The 16,110-nt window shown below is 67.0% G+C and carries 13 protein-coding genes; 9 read left to right on the top strand and 4 right to left on the bottom strand.

Going from position 1 to position 16,110, the window contains the following annotated elements; translation table 11 throughout:
- Positions 1-6 precede the first annotated feature (6 nt).
- Together T8K17_RS23710 and T8K17_RS23705 are read left to right on the top strand one after the other, a co-directional pair.
- Positions 7-1,545: a class I adenylate-forming enzyme family protein gene (locus tag T8K17_RS23710; protein ID WP_322332189.1), complete on the top strand. Its 1,539-nt coding sequence runs from the start codon at positions 7-9 to the stop codon at positions 1,543-1,545.
- Between the two features lie 366 nt (positions 1,546-1,911).
- On the top strand, positions 1,912-3,534 hold the full coding sequence (locus tag T8K17_RS23705) for a BCCT family transporter (protein ID WP_322332188.1): 1,623 nt from the start codon (positions 1,912-1,914) through the stop codon (positions 3,532-3,534).
- A gap of 72 nt (positions 3,535-3,606) precedes the next feature.
- Here the strand turns inward: T8K17_RS23705 and T8K17_RS23700 are convergent, their stop codons facing one another.
- Positions 3,607-5,577, bottom strand: coding sequence for a TRAP transporter fused permease subunit (locus T8K17_RS23700; protein WP_322332187.1), 1,971 nt, complete (start codon positions 5,575-5,577; stop codon positions 3,607-3,609).
- A 31-nt stretch (positions 5,578-5,608) separates the two neighbouring features.
- Complete coding sequence (locus tag T8K17_RS23695; RefSeq protein ID WP_322332186.1) at positions 5,609-6,766, bottom strand: TAXI family TRAP transporter solute-binding subunit; 1,158 nt, start codon at positions 6,764-6,766, stop codon at positions 5,609-5,611.
- 122 nt (positions 6,767-6,888) lie between these two features.
- On the opposite strand from T8K17_RS23695, the gene T8K17_RS23690 reads away from it, so the two are divergent.
- A complete protein-coding gene (locus T8K17_RS23690) occupies positions 6,889-7,770 on the top strand; it encodes a 3-keto-5-aminohexanoate cleavage protein (protein WP_322332185.1) in 882 nt (293 codons plus the stop codon).
- 1 nt (position 7,771) lies between these two features.
- Here T8K17_RS23690 and T8K17_RS23685 read toward each other — a convergent pair whose 3' ends face one another.
- Complete coding sequence (locus T8K17_RS23685) at positions 7,772-8,173, bottom strand: RidA family protein (RefSeq protein ID WP_416153155.1); 402 nt, start codon at positions 8,171-8,173, stop codon at positions 7,772-7,774.
- A gap of 138 nt (positions 8,174-8,311) precedes the next feature.
- On the opposite strand from T8K17_RS23685, the gene T8K17_RS23680 reads away from it, so the two are divergent.
- From T8K17_RS23680 to T8K17_RS23660, 5 genes are all read left to right on the top strand, one after another.
- Positions 8,312-8,902: a TetR/AcrR family transcriptional regulator gene (locus tag T8K17_RS23680; protein WP_322332184.1), complete on the top strand. Its 591-nt coding sequence runs from the start codon at positions 8,312-8,314 to the stop codon at positions 8,900-8,902.
- A gap of 92 nt (positions 8,903-8,994) precedes the next feature.
- Positions 8,995-9,999: an NAD(P)-dependent alcohol dehydrogenase gene (locus tag T8K17_RS23675; protein WP_322332183.1), complete on the top strand. Its 1,005-nt coding sequence runs from the start codon at positions 8,995-8,997 to the stop codon at positions 9,997-9,999.
- Between the two features lie 76 nt (positions 10,000-10,075).
- Positions 10,076-11,284 (top strand): 3-oxoadipyl-CoA thiolase, encoded by a 1,209-nt coding sequence (gene pcaF, locus T8K17_RS23670; protein WP_322332182.1) that lies wholly within the window; start codon positions 10,076-10,078, stop codon positions 11,282-11,284.
- Between the two features lie 3 nt (positions 11,285-11,287).
- Positions 11,288-12,799: a 3-hydroxyacyl-CoA dehydrogenase gene (locus tag T8K17_RS23665; RefSeq protein ID WP_322332181.1), complete on the top strand. Its 1,512-nt coding sequence runs from the start codon at positions 11,288-11,290 to the stop codon at positions 12,797-12,799.
- A 106-nt stretch (positions 12,800-12,905) separates the two neighbouring features.
- On the top strand, positions 12,906-13,733 hold the full coding sequence (locus T8K17_RS23660; protein ID WP_322332180.1) for a flagellin: 828 nt from the start codon (positions 12,906-12,908) through the stop codon (positions 13,731-13,733).
- A 59-nt stretch (positions 13,734-13,792) separates the two neighbouring features.
- Here T8K17_RS23660 and T8K17_RS23655 read toward each other — a convergent pair whose 3' ends face one another.
- On the bottom strand, positions 13,793-15,079 hold the full coding sequence (locus T8K17_RS23655) for an adenylate/guanylate cyclase domain-containing protein (protein ID WP_322332179.1): 1,287 nt from the start codon (positions 15,077-15,079) through the stop codon (positions 13,793-13,795).
- A gap of 101 nt (positions 15,080-15,180) precedes the next feature.
- Here T8K17_RS23655 and T8K17_RS23650 point away from each other — a divergent pair, with 101 nt between their 5' ends.
- Entirely contained in the window at positions 15,181-16,089 is a 909-nt protein-coding gene (locus tag T8K17_RS23650; protein ID WP_322332178.1) for a DMT family transporter, read from the top strand.
- The last annotated feature ends 21 nt before the right edge of the window (positions 16,090-16,110 follow it).

Here is a 16,110-nt window from a genome sequence, read left to right as displayed (position 1 = left end):
CCCTCGATGACGGATACCTGGGACGGCTCGCGCCCGGCGAAGGACATCTTTGCGTCGATCGCCGATCCGGTGGCCTGGTGGGCCGAGCGGTTTCCCGCGACCCCGGCCCTGGCCGAGGGCGACAGGGTGATGACCTACGGCGAGGCGGACGCCCGGTCGACCCGGCTGGCCGCCACCCTGGCGGCGCGCGGGCTGGCGGCCGGCGACCGGTTCTACATCGTCGGCGAGAACGGCTTCGCCACCGCCCTGTCGGTCCTGGCGGCGGCCAAGCTGGGCGCCTGGGCCATCCCGATCAACGCGCGGCTGTCCTCCGGCGAGATCGACGCGATCCGCGACCATGCCCGGCCGACGCTGGCGCTCTATACGGAGTCGGTCTCCGACGAGGCGAAGAGCCATGGCGCCCGTCACGGGGCGGGCCCGGTGGCCGATCTGGAGGACCTGGGCGCCACCCTGGCGGCGTTCGACGATGCCGATCCGGCGGTGAACGAGAGCGGCGACGAGCCGGCCGACCGGGTGGCGGTGATGATCTACACCTCCGGCACCACTGGGAAGCCGAAGGGCGTGATGCTGACCCACCGCAACCTGCTGTTCATCGGCGCGCGCTCGGGGGAATCCAGGCGGGTGACGCCGGGCGACCGGATCTACGGCGTGTTGCCGATCAGTCACGTGTTCGGGCTGGCATCGGTGTATCTGGGCAACATGTACATGGGCGGCCGGGTCGACCTGATTCCCCGGTTTTCGGCCGAGCATGCCCTGGCGTCGATCGAGAGCGGGGCGATCAGCCTGTTCAACGGAGTCCCCCAGATGTACGCGCGACTCCTTGAGTTGACCACCATCCGTGGCCGCGCCCTCGATCCGGGCCGGATCCGATATCTGTCCTCCGGCGGCGCGCCGCTGGACCTCGGATTGAAGAAACGGGTGGAGGCGGCGTTCGGCGTGCCGTTGCATAACGGCTACGGAATGACCGAGACGGCGCCGACGATTTCGGTGACCGATATCGACCGTCCGCGCGACGACGATACGGCCGGCGAGATCATCCCCGACGTCCAGGTGCGCATCGTCGCCGATGACGGCGAGATCCTGCCGCCCGATACGGTGGGAGAGATCCAGGTCTCCGGCCCGCTGGTCATGAAGGGCTACTACAAGGCGCCGGAGGAGACCGCCGCGGTGCATGACGGGCTGTGGTTCAGGACCGGCGATCTCGGCCGCCTGACCGCCGACCGCCTGCTCTACGTCGTCGGCCGGCGCAAGGAGCTGATCATCCGCTCCGGCTTCAACGTCTATCCGCCCGAGGTCGAGGCGGCGATCCTGCTGCATCCCGACGTCGCCCTGTGCGCGGTCGTCGGCCGGCCGGCGAAGGACGGCAACGAGGAGGTCGTGGCCTTCGTGCAGCCGGTGCAGGGCCGGCATCCCAGTGCCGACGATCTGGCCCGCTTCGTCACGGACAAGCTGTCGGCCTACAAGCGGCCCGGCCGCTGGGAGTTCCGCGACAACCTTCCGGCGACTGCTGCGGGCAAGATCCTGAAGCACAAGCTCGACGCCTGACGGCCCGGTCCGGCCAGGGCCGGATCGCCGCAACCGGGACGGGTGCCCGGCGGCGCGGATGACTCGTGTCGCATTCAGGACAGTTCAAGGTCGGTGCGTCGATTTGTGACCAAACGGCATTTCAGGTTAGGGTAGCGTTTCGTCAATGCGACACCGATGCGCGGTGTCGTCCAACAGCCGGGGCAACCGGCGGCGAACCAGGGAGATGGGATCGCGGCCATCGTCGGTCGACTGCGCGCCGGCCTTCGGAGCGTCGATCTTTCATCTCCGCCGGAACCATCCGTCCCTAATCGGGTTCGGACTTGGTGAGGCCGGGACCAAGGGGGGCTCGCTGAGCGCTGTAAAACCGAAACGAGAGGGAACCATATGTCCGACCACGCCGTGAAGCCGCCCGACGGGCCGGCGGATCTGATTGATACCGATTACGAGATCGGCCAGGACAACATCAAAACCAATCTGGGGCCGTTCGGCCTCGACATCCACAACCCGGTCTTCATGATCTCCGGCCTGGTGATCGTCGCGTTCGTCGTGCTGACCCTGGCGTTGCAGGAGCAGGCGGAGCAGGCGTTCGGCGCCCTGCGCGAGATGCTGACATCGACCTTCGACTGGTTCTTCATCGGCGCCGCCAACATCTTCGTGATCCTGTGCCTGGTGCTGATCGTCACGCCGCTGGGCAAGGTCCGGCTTGGCGGTCGCGATGCCCGGCCCGAATACTCCTACAGCGGCTGGTTCGCGATGCTGTTCGCCGCCGGCATGGGCATCGGGCTGATGTTCTACGGTGTCTCCGAGCCCATCTCTCATTTCAGCGCATCGCTGGCCGAGGGTGCCGGGTCGCCCGAAAGTTGGGCGCCGCTGGCCGGTGCCGCGGGCGACGTCGAAGCCGCCAAGGCGCTCGGCATGGCCGCGACGATCTTCCACTGGGGTCTTCATCCCTGGGCGATCTATGCCATCGTGGCGCTGGCCCTGGCCCTGTTCTCCTACAACAAGGGCCTGCCGCTGACGATCCGCAGCGCCTTCCACCCGATCTTCGGCGATGCGGTATGGGGGTGGACCGGACACGTCATCGACATCCTGGCGGTGTTCGCGACCCTGTTCGGGCTCGCCACCTCGCTCGGTCTCGGCGCGTCCCAGGCCAATGCGGGGCTCGAGTTCCTGTTCGGAATCCCGGTGAGCGAGGTCTCCCAGGTGCTGCTGATCTGCGGCATCACGGCCATTGCGCTGGTGTCGGTCCTGGCCGGATTGGACGCCGGCGTGAAGCGGCTGTCCGAGATCAACATGGTCCTGGCCTTTCTGCTGCTGGTGTTCGTCATCGTGGTCGGGCCGACCATGGCGATCATCACGGGGTTCTTCTCCAACCTCCTGGCCTATCTGGAGTATCTGCCGGCCCTGTCGAACCCGATCGGGCGGACGGACGCGAACTTCGCCCAGGGCTGGACATCGTTCTACTGGGCGTGGTGGATCTCCTGGTCGCCGTTCGTCGGCATGTTCATCGCCCGGGTCTCCCGCGGCCGGACGGTGCGCGAGTTCATCACCTGCGTGCTGCTGATCCCGTCGCTGGTCTCGGTACTGTGGATGACGGCCTTCGGCGGCACGGCGATCGACTTCGTGCAGTCGGGTGTGTCGGCCATCGCCGAGGCCGGTCTGCCGGTGAAGCTGTTCGTCATGCTGGAGCAGATGCCGATCGCGGAGATCACCTCCTTCATCGGCATCGTGCTGGTGATCGTGTTCTTCGTGACCTCCTCGGATTCCGGCTCGCTGGTGATCGACACCATCACCGCCGGCGGCAAGACCAACGCCCCGGTGCCGCAGCGCGTCTTCTGGGCCTGCTTCGAGGGGCTGGTGGCGATCGCCCTGCTGCTCGGCGGCGGGTTGCAGGCGCTTCAGGCCATGGCCGTGTCGACCGGCCTGCCGTTCACGGCGGTCCTGCTGCTGGCATGCTACGCCATCGTGAAGGGGCTGATGAGCGAACCGCGGTCGGACACCGCCTGACGCGTCCACATGCACCAACGAAAAGGGGAGGCTTTCGCCTCCCCTTTTTGTGGTCGATGGCGCAGCCCGCCGTCAGCCTGGTACCGGCTTTCGGGTCAGCAGGCCGAGGCCCAGGCCGATCCCCGCGATGACGACACCGGCGAACACCGCGTCCCAATGGCCGACACCGAGATCGTCGCTGCCGGGGAAGGCGAAGAGCAGCCCCCCAAAGAAGACGATCGACCGTACCAGCATCGACATCGGGCCGTCGCCGAAGCTGCCGTAGCCCAGAAGATAGCCCTGGGTCGACGACGCGATCAGCAGGACACCCGCCAGGGCGCTGGCCAGGACGATGACGATGTCCATGGGCGCCCCGTTCAGGATCAGGGCCGGTTCCAGCACGAAGAAGAACGGGATGAAGTAGATGATCGAGCCCAGCCGCATTGCGGCGAACCCGGCCCGCATCGGCGTCGCCCCGGAGATCGTCGCCGCCGCGAAGGCGCCGAGTGCCACCGGCGGGGTGATGAACGACAACATGCCCCAGTACAGGATGAACATGTGCACGGCCATCGGATCGAGACCGGAGGTCACCAGGGACGGGGCCAGCACGATGGCCAGGAACACGTAGGCCGCCGTGACGGTCATCCCCATGCCGAGGACGAAGCTGGTCGCCGCCCCCATCAGCAGCAGGGCGTAGACGTTGCCGCCGGCCAGCAGCACCAGATCCGTGGCGATCGAGCCGACCAGGCCGGTGATCGACAGGGCGCCGATGATCAGGCCGATGGCACCGAGAATGGCCACCAGTTCCGCCAGGACCTGTCCGGTCTCGTACAGGAAATGCTTCACGTCGCCCCAGCCCAGCCGCTTACCGAAGATCTGGTTGGTGATCAGCAGCACGGCGGTGGCGTAGTAGGGCGCGAGCGCCTCCTGCTTCAGATAGAGCAGCAGGTAGACCAGCAGGAACAGGGCGAACAGGTAGTGCCAGCCGTCCCGGAACACCGCGCCGAGCTTCGGCAGATCCTCCCGCGGCAGGCCCTTCAGGTTCTTGCGGGCGGCATAGGCGTCGATCTGCAGGAACAGGCCGAGATAGTAGAGCAGGGACGGGATCACGGCGGCGACCGCGATCTCAATGTAGGGCACGTTCAGGAACGAGGCCATGACGAAGGCGGTCGCGCCCATCACCGGCGGCATCAGCACGCCGCCCGTCGACGCGCAGGCTTCCACGGCCGCGGCGGTCTCCTTGCCGAAGCCGGTGCGGCGCATGGCCGGGATCGTCAGCCGGCCGGTGGTCAGCACGTTGGTGATGACCGAACCGCTCATCGAGCCCAGCAGGCCCGAGGAGAAGATCGCCACCTTGGCACCGCCGCCGCGCACATGGCCCAGCAGCGCGAAGGCGAGGTCGATGAAGAACCGTCCGGCGCCGGTATGCTGCAGGGCCACGCCGAAGATCACGAAGCCGATCACCAGCTTGCCGAAGGCGCGCATGGGAATGCCGAAGATCGCCTCGGAGGAGAACAGATAGTACTGGCTTACCTCCCACAGCGACTGCTGGGCCCCCTGGAGCGGTCCCGGCATCAGGTCGGCGATCGGGGGATAGAACGAGAAGAGGACGACGATGGCCGTCAGGGCCAGCCCGCCGGTGCGGCGCACCGCCTCGACCATCAGCGCCCACATGAGGAAGCCGAGGATGCGGGCATAATCGGGGGCGAAATACTCCCATCCGCCCTCGACCGCCGGCACGGCGAGCCAGGCCAGTATGCAGCCGAGCGCGAAGGCGCCGATGAACAGCGCGATGTCGTAGATCGGCGGCGAGCGCCGGTCCTTGTCGGCGGCACGCATCGGAAAGACCAGGAACACGATCGGCAGCAGCAGCGCGACGATCAGGCCGAGATAGGACAGGTCGAGCATGACCCAGCCGATCATCGAGCCGATGTTGAACAGCTGATAGATCGACAGCAGGACGGCGATCGCCGTCATCACCATGATCAACGCCGTCCAGCCGGGTGCGAGAACGCGGTGACGGATGGTCTCCGTCACCGCGTCATTGGCAGTGGTCCCGCTCATGGGCGCGACTTCTCTATGCGTTGCACGGGGATCAGCGGATCACCGGATTGAGACCGGCGGCTTCCAGGGCGGCGATACGCGCCTCGGCCCACGCCGTCACGAAGGCCTCCTCGTCGGAGGGGGCGTTCTTGGTGAAGGCGGCCCAGGCGTCGATCAGGACCTTCTGACGGGCGACCAGCTTGTCGTTATGGGCCTGCATCGCGTCGGTCCACACGCCGACATCCTTGAAGGCGGCAATGGCCCCGTCATGATACGGAACCGCCCACTCGAAGGTCTGGTTCTCCAGCGCCCAGCCGGCGGCACCCGGGGCACCGTCCTTGTAGAGGTCGTAGGACTCGATCAGGGCCGTGGTCATCGCATGCGCCAGTTCACTGGTCATGTCCTCGCGCACGGTCAGGATCGGATAGGGATAGGCCTGACCCTGGATGCCTTCCTTGGGGACGTTGGTCCCGGCGGTGACCTTGTTCTTCGTGTAGTACGGGGCGACCGCCATCATGCGGTCCCAGCCGGCCTTGTCGGCGAAGGGCAGGCCCGGCCAGAGCAGGCCGCGCGGGCTGGCGGCGACCGCCTTGGTGCTGCCGGAGACGGTGATCGCGAAGGCGGCATCGACCTGGTTGTTGGTCATGCCTTCCCAGGAAGCGCCGAAGCCGGCGAACTCGACCTTCTCGACGTCGTTCCAGGTCAGTCCGGCGAAGGCCAGGATCGCGGTGACGTTGTGGTTCAGCGCCGGCGCGCTCTTCACCCAGGCCACGCGTTTACCGCGCAGGTCCTTGACTTCCTTGACGCCGGTATCCTCGGCGACACCGACCATCAGGCCGGCGCTGCCCTTGGAGGACATGATCAGCCGCACCGCCTGCGGACCCCATTCCGGCTTGGCGAACTCGAAGACACCTTCCTGAGCGAAATAGGTGCCGACGCCGTTGGAGACGGCATCGACCTTGCCGACCCGCAGCGGCGTCAGCCGCGCGATGTCGTTGGCGCCCGGCAGGACGCGGACGTTGACTCCGTACTTCTCCTTGAACGCCTTGCCGATGGCGACCGACTGGGCATGGCCCGAGGAGCCGGTGTCGTAGGCCGACCATACGAGGGTGTCGGGCAGCTTGACCTCGGCCGACGCAGCGCCGGTGAAGGTGAGGGCGGCGGCGCAAGACATCGCGGCCACCGCGCAGGCGCGCAGTGTCATTTTCATCGAATCCTCCATCTGTTCTGCTCAAGGCCGGGTTGTGTCCCGACTCCATGTAAGGGGAGTATGCCGATTGAGAGATGGTATACAAGCGCGCGTATAAGCGGCGGCGGAATGGGAGGAAGACCTTGAACGAGAAGACCGTAATCACCTGCGCCCTGACGGGCGGTTTCGACACGGTGGACAAGAATCCCGCCGTCCCGGTCAGTCCGGAGCAGATCGCCACCTCCGCCCTGGAGGCCGAGCGGGCCGGCGCCGCCATCGCCCATATTCATGTGCGCGATCCCGCCACCGGCAAGCCGTCGATGGACCCGGCGCTCTACCGCGAGACGGTGGAGCGGATCCGCGAGGCGGGCTCGAAGCTGGTGCTCAACCTGACCACCGGCCCCGGCGCCCGCTACATCCCGGGCACCCAGGATCCGATGGTGCCGGCTCCCGGCACCACCCTGAAGTCGCCGCAGGAGCGCGTCGACCATGTGGACGAGCTGCGGCCGGAAGTGTGCACGCTGGACATCGCGACGATGAATTTCGGCGAGCATGTGTTCATGAACACCCCAGCCCATCTGCGCGAGATGGCGGCGCGGATCCGCGACAGCGGCGTGAAGCCGGAGCTGGAGGTGTTCGACGCCGGCCACGCCCGGCTGGCGGCCCAGCTGGTCAAGGAGGGGCTGGTCGACGCGCCGCCGATGTTCCAGCTCTGCCTCGGCATTCCCTGGGGGGCGCCGGCGACGGCGGAGACCATGACCTACCTCGCCAGCCTGCTGCCGGACGGCGCGATCTGGTCCGGCTTCGGCATCAGCCGGATGCAGTTCCCGATGGCCGCCCAGGCGGTGATCCTGGGCGGTCACGTGCGGGTCGGGCTGGAGGACAATCTGTATCTCGACCGCGGGGTGCTGGCCCCGTCCAACGCCGCGCTGGTGGAGCGGGCGGTGACCATCGTCGAGGCGCTCGGCTCCAAGGTCGCGACACCGGACGAGGCGCGGGAGATCTTTTCCATCAAGGGACGCTAGTTCAGGCGGCGTTGGGCAGCCGGGCCACGACCTTGATCTCGAAGTCGAAGCCGGCCAGCCAGGTGACGCCGACCGCTGTCCAGCTTGGGAAGGGGGCTTCGGGGAAGACGCGGTTCTTCGCTTCGATGACGGCGTCGAACTGGGTTTCCGGATCGGTGTGGAAGCTGGTCACGTCGATGACGTCGTCGAACGATGCGCCAGCGGCCTTCAGGACGGCGGCGAGATTATCGAACGCCTGCTGCAGCTGCCGTTTGAAATCCGGTTCGGGCGAGCCGTCGTCGCGGCTGCCGACCTGTCCCGAGACGAAGAGCAGGTCGCCTGAACGGATGGCGGCGGAGTATCCGTGCTTCTCGTAGAGAGCGTGGCGGTTCGGATTGGCGGGGAAGATTGCGTCGGGGGGCATGATTGAGACCTTTGCAGGTTGGTGGATGGCGTTCCCACACACTTGGAGTTTGGGATACGCTTCGTATGTGAAGTGGTGGCATACGGTTCGTATGTCAAATTGAAATACGAAGCGTATGTGAAATCGGGGGCTGACTGCGTGGCCAAGCGGATCGAGACGATGGAGAAGAACCGGGCGGCGCTGATAGCGGCCGCGCGCAAGGCCTTTGCCGAGAAGGGATTCGCTGCCGCGTCGATGGATGAGCTGACGGCTGCCGCCGGCCTGACGCGGGGGGCGCTGTATCATAATTTCGGCGACAAGCGCGGCCTGTTGGCCGCCGTGGTCGGTCAGATCGACACCGAAATGGCGAGCCGAGCGAAGGAGATCGGCGCCAGGCAGGCGACGGGTTGGGACGCCCTCCTCGCCGAGGCCGAGGCCTATATCGAGATGGCGCTGAACCCGGAAGTCCGCCGAATCGTTCTGCTCGACGGTCCGGCCGTCCTGGGCGATCCGGCCCAATGGCCGAGCCAGGACAGTTGCCTGCAAGTCACGCTTAAGGCGGTGAAGCAGCTCATCGCCGAAGGCGTGATGAAGCCGGTCGACCCCGAGGCGGCGGCCCGGTTGCTGAGCGGGGTCGCCCTGAACGCGGCCCTGTGGATCGCAGCCAGCGAGGACCCGGCGACTGTCCTGCCCCGTGCGGTTGACACCTTCCGGCACCTCGCCTCGGGTCTGCTGGCGGAGAACGGCTGACGGCGAGGGTGCGTTGACGGCCGGCGGGTGAATGCTGAATGCTCGCGCCGAAGCTGCTCCGGCGGCCTCCTTTCCACCAAGGGATACGGATCATGAAAGCCTGGCAGATCGTTTCAGACGGCGGCATCGACGCCCTCAATCTCGCCGAAATCGCCACGCCGGAACCCGGTCCGGGCGAGGTTCGGGTGAAGATCGCGGCATCGTCGATCAACTTCCGCGACCTGATGACGATCAAGGATCCCAAGGCCCGCAACCTGCCCTATCCGCGCATCCCGAATTCCGACGGTGCCGGCACGATCGCCGCGGTCGGTCCCGGCGTGACCGGGCTGAAGGTGGGCGACCGGGTCGCCTCCTGCTTCTTCCAGGACTGGCCGGCCGGGCCGTGCTCGGTGGACGTGATGAACAGCGCGCTCGGCGGCGCCCTGGATGGCGTGCTGGCAGAGGAGGTGGTGCTGAAGGCCGGCGGCTTGATCCCGATCCCGGACCACTTCTCCCTGGAGCAGGCCGCGACGCTGCCCTGTGCGGCGCTGACCGCCTGGCATGCCCTGGCCGAGGTTGCCAAGGTCAAGGCGGGCCAGACGGTCCTGCTGCTCGGCACCGGCGGCGTCTCCATCTTCGCCCTGCAGTTCGCCAAGGTCATGGGCGCGCGGGTGATCCTGACGTCCTCCAGCGACGAGAAGCTGGAGCGGGCCAGGGCCATGGGCGCCGACGAGACGGTGAACTACCGCACGACGCCGGACTGGCAGGACGCGGTGATGGACCTGACTGGCGGGGTCGGCGCCGACACCACGGTGGAGGTCGGCGGTGCCGGCACCCTGGCGCGCTCGATTGCGGCGACCCGGGTCGGCGGCTCCATCGGCCTGATCGGCGTGCTGACCGGCGGCGAGATCAACCCGACGCTGATCATGCGCAAGTCGCTGATGGTGCAGGGGATCTATGTCGGCTCCCGCAAGATGTTCGCCGACATGAACGCCGCGATCTCGCTGCACAAGCTGGAGCCGGTAATCGACCAGACCTTCGCCTTCGACGACGCCAAGGCGGCCTATCGCGCCATGGAGGCGGCCGGCCATTTCGGCAAGATCGTCATCACCGCCTGACATCCGGGTCGATTGACCCTCCCAACCCTGCATGGCACATCAGATGCCGAAAAAAGACCCGCTTCCGGAGGAAACCATGACCGAGGCCTTCATCTGCGACGCTGTCCGCACCCCGATCGGACGGTACGGCGGCGCGCTCGCCCAGGTGCGCACCGACGACCTGGCGACCGTCCCGCTGAAGGCGCTGATGGAGCGCAACCCGTCGGCCGACTGGGAAGCGCTGGACGAGGTGTTCTACGGCTGCGTCAACCAGGCCGGCGAGGATAACCGCAACATCGCCCGCATGGCCCTGCTGCTGGCCGGCATCCCGGCCAGCGTTCCGGGCGTCACGGTGAACCGGCTCTGCGCCTCGGGCATGATGGCGGTCGCCGACGCGGCCCGTCAGATCAAGACCGGGGAGGGCGACTTCGCCATCGCCGGCGGGGTGGAGAGCATGACCCGCTCGCCCTTCGTCATGGCCAAGGCCGGCACCGCCTTTGCCCGCACCGCCGAGATGCACGACACCACCATCGGCTGGCGCTTCGTCAATCCGGAGATGGAGAAGCGCTTCGGCACCGACAGCATGCCGGAGACCGGCGAAAACGTGGCCGAGAAGTACCAGATCCGCCGCGAGGACCAGGACCTGTTCGCCTATAACTCCCAGCGCAAGGCCGGCGAGGCCATGGCACGTGGCCGTCTGGCGAAGGAGATCGTCCCGGTCGAGATCAAGGGCCGCAAGGGCGACGTGATCGTGGTCGATACCGACGAGCATCCGCGCCCGGATACCACCCTGGAGAAGCTGGCCAAGCTGCCGACCCCGTTCCGCAAGGACGGCGGCTCGGTCACCGCCGGCAATGCCAGCGGGGTCAACGACGGCTCGGCCGCCATGCTTATCGCCAGCGAGTCCGCCGCCAAGAAGCACGGTCTGACCCCGCGCGCCCGGATCATCGCCGCCGCCGCGGCCGGCGTTGAGCCGCGCATCATGGGCATCGGCCCGGCCCCGGCGTCGCAGAAGGCGCTGCGCATCGCCGGCCTCTCCATCGACGACATGGACGTGATGGAGTTCAACGAGGCCTTCGCCAGCCAGGTGCTCGCCAGCATGCGCGAGCTCGGCCTGAAGGACGACGATCCCCGGGTGAACGTGAACGGCGGCGCCATCGCCCTCGGCCATCCGCTGGGCGCCAGCGGCACCCGGCTGATCCAGACCGCGACCGAGACGCTGGTGGAGACCGGCGGCCGCTACGCGCTGTGCACCATGTGCGTCGGCGTCGGCCAGGGCATGGCCGTCATCATCGAGAGGGTCTGAGCGATGGTGGATGCGAACTCCCCCGACCTCGTCATCGGCGTCGTCGGATGCGGCGCCATGGGCCAGGGCATCATCCAGGTGGCGCTGCAGGGCGGCATGAAGGTGGTCGCCCATGACGCCATGGACGGCGGGGCCAAGGCCGGCGCCGAGAAGGTGGTCGGCCGGCTCGACCGTTTGGTGGAGAAGGGCACGCTGGAGGCGGATGCCGCCGCCGCTATGAAGGACAAGCTGGTCGTCGCCAAGGGTGTCGAGGACCTGGCCCCCTGCGGCGTGGTCGTGGAGGCCGTGTTCGAGGATATCGAGGTCAAGCGCGCGCTCTTCACCGCCATCGAGGGCGTGGTCGCCGAGGACGCGATCATCGCGTCGAACACCTCGTCCCTGCCGATCGGTTCCATCGCCCGGGTCTGCAAGAATCCGGGCCGCATTGCCGGCCTGCACTTCTTCAACCCGGTGCCGCTGATGCGGCTGGTGGAGATCATCCAGGGGCCGGCGACCGACGACGCGGTGATCGAGAAGCTGGTCACCGTCGGCAAGCGCTTCGGCCGCACCCCGGTGGTGGTCAAGGACAGCCCAGGCTTCCTGGTCAATCTCGGCGGCCGGGCCTTCACCACCGAAGGCCTGCATCTCGACCACGAGGCGGTGGCTACGCCGGCCCAGGTCGACGCGGTGATGCGGGACTGCGGCCATTTCCGCATGGGTCCGTTCCAGCTCATGGACCTGACCGGGATCGACGTGAACTACCCGGTCTCGATGATCGTGTTCGAGCAGTTCCTCAACGACCCGCGCCTGCGCACCACGCCGCTGCACCGCGCACTGGCCGAGGCCGGACGGTTCGGCCGCAAGACCGGCCAGGGCCACTTCCGCTACGACGACAAGGGCCAGGTGATCGACCCGCCGAGCCCCGACCACGTCACCGACGCGGCCCCGGCTAGCACCGTCGCCGTCGCGACCGACGGGGACGAGGCGCTGGCCGAGCTGCTGGAGCGGGCCGGGCTGAGCGTCCGCAACGACGACGGCCAGCTGCCCATCGTCGCCGCCCTGTACGGTGAGGACGCGACCGGCTTCGCGGCGCGCACCGGCACCGACCACACCCGCCTGGTGGCGGTCGATACGACCGGCGATACGTCGAAGCGCGTCACCCTGATGACCGCACCGGCGGCCGATCCGGCCCATCGCGATGCGGTGGCGGCGGCCTTCGCCAAGGCCGGCATCGCACCGACGGTGATCCAGGACAGCCCCGGCTTCATCCTGCAACGGATGCGGGCGATGATCGCCAATCTCGGCTGCGAGATGGCGCAGATCGCCCTGGCCACGCCGTCGGATATCGACACGGCGATGAAGCTCGGCCTGAACTATCCGAAGGGCCCGCTGGAGATCGCCGAGGAGATGGGGGTGAAGCGGACCTACGAGATCCTCTCCGCGATCCATGACGCCACCCAGGATCCGCGCTACCGCCCGTCGCTCTGGCTGCGCCGCCGGGCCCTGCTTGGGCTGGGGGCGCATCAGGTGGCCTGATTGAATCCATAATTTGCGCGGGGCTATTTAACCCCGCTAGTTTTTATGGTAATCCTCCCAGCTCCCCAGAAAGGGGAGTCTTTGTCGGTCAGAACGGGCGACTGGGATGGCGGTAAAAAATTCCATCAGGACAAATGTGAGCGCGTTCTCCGCGCTCCATACTCTCAATCTCATCAATCGCACCACCGAGGCCGTGCAGCGGCAGGTCTCGACGGGTCTGCGTGTGAGCGGTGCTCTTGAGGACGCCTCCAATTTCGCGATCGCCCAGGGCATCCGGGCGGAGATCGAGGCATATCATGCGGTCAATCAGGGGCTGAGAACCGCACTCGGGCTCGTGAAGGTCGGCATCGCCGGTGCGACCGTCCTGTCGGACCTCCTGACCGATATGCGGGAGAAATCGATTGCCGGGCGCAATCCCGGGCTTACCGATCAGCAGCGTCAGATCCTGACCAACGACTTCCATGATCTGCGCGACCAGTTCGATCAGCTTGTTATCGATGCCAGCTTCAATGGCACAAACCTGATCAACACCGTGTCCACCCCGATCACCGTCCTGACGAACATCCAGGGTGGCACCTATATGATCGACAGTTATCGCCTTCAGGCGGTCGACCTGGAGTTCGGCCGCCCGGATGCGAATCTGGATGATCTCGTCAATGCCGAGGCTGCCGACGGTTATGTGGTCGATGCCATTCAAACTGTCGGTATCGCCTTGGGCGGGCTGGGAGCGTCGGCGCGGTTCATCGAAACCCAGATCGGCTTCAACGAATCGCTCCAGGACGCGGCCGAGGTCGGGCTCGGCAATATCGTCGATGCCGATCTCGCGCGTGCTTCCGCCGAACTGACGGCCCAGCAGGTGCGCCAGCAGCTTTCCATAGAGACCGTCGGCATCGCCAACCGGCGACCCGGCGCGCTGCTCGCTTTGTTCGCCTAGAGCGGATCGTGTGAATTAAATATATTTTTTAATAGGTTAGAGCATGATCCGATCACACTCTAGCTGCCGCCGAACACCCGGATGCCGGCCGCATGGCCGCGGACGGACACCTCGCCCAGATCCCGAAGGCCGCCGGCACCCCCTGCGGCCTTCGCCGTTTCCGCGCTGATCATCAGCCGGGTGCCGTGCTCCTTGTTGAGCTGCTCCAGGCGGGCGGCCACGTTCACCGTGTCGCCGTACACCGTGTAGGTCTGGCGCTCGCGGCTGCCGGCGAGCCCGGCGACGACCTCGCCGGTATGGATGCCGACGCGCACGGCGATGCGTTCGCCGTTGAACGTCTCGGCTTCGATGGCGGTCAGCACCTCCGTGGCCGTCTCCAGCGCCGCGGCGGCGTGGTTCGGCACGTCGGCCGGGGCATTGAAGGCGATCAGCAGGCCGTCCCCGTGGAGATTGACGATCACCCCGCCGCGTTGGGCGGCAATGGCGCCGACCCGCTCGAAATAGGCGTTCAGCAGGGCGAGAACCACGTCCGGCGTCCGGGTCTCCGACAGGCTGGTAAACCCTTCGATGTCGGTGAACAGCACCGTCGCCTGGCGCTTGGTCGGTTCCAGATTGGCCCCGTCCTCGGCCAGTTGCGAGACGATCTCCGGCGGCGCGAAGCGGCCGAACAGGCCGGTGATCCGCTGTCGCCCGGTTTCCGAGCGGATCCACAGCGCTACCACCCGGCGGGCCCGATGCACCGCGAAGGCGATCAGCGCCGTCAGGATGAGGATCGCCAGGCATTCCTCGATCCGACCGCCCGAATTGACGAAGTCCGGGTGCAGGATCAGGTCGCGGTAGCTGTAGGGCTCGCCGAGGTCGCTCCACCGGAGCGGATGCTCCATCGACGCGGTGATCCACGAGAAGGTCGCCGCCCAGGTGGCCACGATGACGCTGCCGCACCACAGGATCAGGCCCGGCGAGAGCGCCAGGGCGGCGGCCCCGAGGATCGGCAGGAAATAATGGATGCCGTAGGCCCGGAAGGCGAAATGCTGCGGCACCTCCTCGCTGACGCTGAGCGGCAGCACGGCGAAGATCGCGCCGACGAGCAGGATGTCGGCGGTGAAAATGACGTAGCGGTAGATCGGATGGTCGTATTCCGAGCCGACGATCCGGCGATAGCCGAGCCCGGCAAGGGCCGACAGGGCGATCAGCACGCTCACCAGGATGGCGGATGTGGAGAAGATCAGCGGCCATAGGGCCGCCACCCCGAGGGCGATCCCGCGGCCGAGCAGGGCCACGCGCAAGCCCTGATTGGCCGCCTGGCGCAGCCGTTCGCCGCCCACTCCCTCGTCGCGTGCTCTCATATCCCTGAGCCTATAACGCCTAAACCGCAAACCAGCATGGCGAATTTGACGGCTTCCCCACCCGATCCGGGGCGCTAGGCTCGGGAGCGGGAGGACTCCTCATGCCAATCTGGGCGATCATCGCCGCCTTAGCCGCCTTTGCGCAGACGGCTCGCAATGCCGGGCAGAAGCATCTGGCGGGGTCTATGTCGGCCTGGAGTGCCGGCTGGGTCCGGTTCCTGTTCGGAGTCCCTTTCGCGTTCGGCTACATGGCCTATGCGCTCCACCTGCGGGGCACGCCGGCGCCGGACATCCATCCGGTCTTCTTCCTGTGGTGTGCGGGTACGGCCGTGGCACAGATCCTGGCGACGGTGCTGCTGGTCAAGCTGTTCGGTCTGCGCAACTTCGCCGTCGGCTCTTCCTACGCCCGCACCGAGACGATCCCCACGGCGATCCTGGGCGCCACCCTGTTCGGCGAGTCGATCGATGCCGCCGGCTGGACCGCCATCCTGGTGAGCGGCGCCGGCGTGATGCTGATCAGCCTGGCGCGCCAGGGGGTGGGGATGACGTCGCTCCTCGCATCGGCCTTCAATCGGGCGGCCGGGATCGGCCTGCTCTCCGGCCTGTTCTTCGCGCTCGCTTCCCTGTTCCTGCGGCAGGCGAGCCTGTCGTTCGGCGACCCGGACGTGATGACCACCGCCTCGATCACCTTCGTCACGGTGGTGGTGATGCAGGCGGTCGGTCTCGGCGTCTATGTGGTGGCCAGCCGGCCCTGGGAGGTTCGCGCCATCGGCCGGGCCTGGAAGGCCGCCATCTTCGTCGGCTTCACCAGCGCGCTCGGTTCCGCCGGCTGGTTCACCGCCATGACGATCGAGCGGGCGTCCTACGTGAAGGCGGTGGGCCAGATCGAGTTCGTGCTGGCCATCACGGTGTCGATCCTGGTGTTCAAGGAACGCCCCAGTCTGCGCGAGATGATCGGCATGAGTATGGTCGCCGTCGGCATCGTCGTGCTGCTGGTCTTTGCCAGATGATGAATGCCGATTAGAGTGCGC

This window comes from Thalassobaculum sp. OXR-137 (assembly GCF_034377285.1).
Classification (GTDB): Bacteria; Pseudomonadota; Alphaproteobacteria; order Thalassobaculales; family Thalassobaculaceae; genus Thalassobaculum.
This window is presented reverse-complemented; position numbering and strand designations above follow the sequence as displayed.

What these genes read in the sequence shown, in the direction of transcription:
- T8K17_RS23675 (WP_322332183.1), top strand. Translation starts at nt 8,995, where the DNA reads ATGAAAGCCTGGCAGATCGTTTCAGACGGCGGCATCGACGCCCTCAAT.
- T8K17_RS23655 (WP_322332179.1), bottom strand. Translation starts at nt 15,079, where the DNA reads ATGAGAGCACGCGACGAGGGAGTGGGCGGCGAACGGCTGCGCCAGGCG.
- T8K17_RS23710 (WP_322332189.1), top strand. Translation starts at nt 7, where the DNA reads ATGACGGATACCTGGGACGGCTCGCGCCCGGCGAAGGACATCTTTGCG.
- T8K17_RS23685 (WP_416153155.1), bottom strand. Translation starts at nt 8,173, where the DNA reads ATGCCCCCCGACGCAATCTTCCCCGCCAATCCGAACCGCCACGCTCTC.
- T8K17_RS23695 (WP_322332186.1), bottom strand. Translation starts at nt 6,766, where the DNA reads ATGAAAATGACACTGCGCGCCTGCGCGGTGGCCGCGATGTCTTGCGCC.
- T8K17_RS23665 (WP_322332181.1), top strand. Translation starts at nt 11,288, where the DNA reads ATGGTGGATGCGAACTCCCCCGACCTCGTCATCGGCGTCGTCGGATGC.
- T8K17_RS23705 (WP_322332188.1), top strand. Translation starts at nt 1,912, where the DNA reads ATGTCCGACCACGCCGTGAAGCCGCCCGACGGGCCGGCGGATCTGATT.
- T8K17_RS23700 (WP_322332187.1), bottom strand. Translation starts at nt 5,577, where the DNA reads ATGAGCGGGACCACTGCCAATGACGCGGTGACGGAGACCATCCGTCAC.
- T8K17_RS23650 (WP_322332178.1), top strand. Translation starts at nt 15,181, where the DNA reads ATGCCAATCTGGGCGATCATCGCCGCCTTAGCCGCCTTTGCGCAGACG.
- T8K17_RS23660 (WP_322332180.1), top strand. Translation starts at nt 12,906, where the DNA reads ATGGCGGTAAAAAATTCCATCAGGACAAATGTGAGCGCGTTCTCCGCG.
- pcaF (WP_322332182.1), top strand. Translation starts at nt 10,076, where the DNA reads ATGACCGAGGCCTTCATCTGCGACGCTGTCCGCACCCCGATCGGACGG.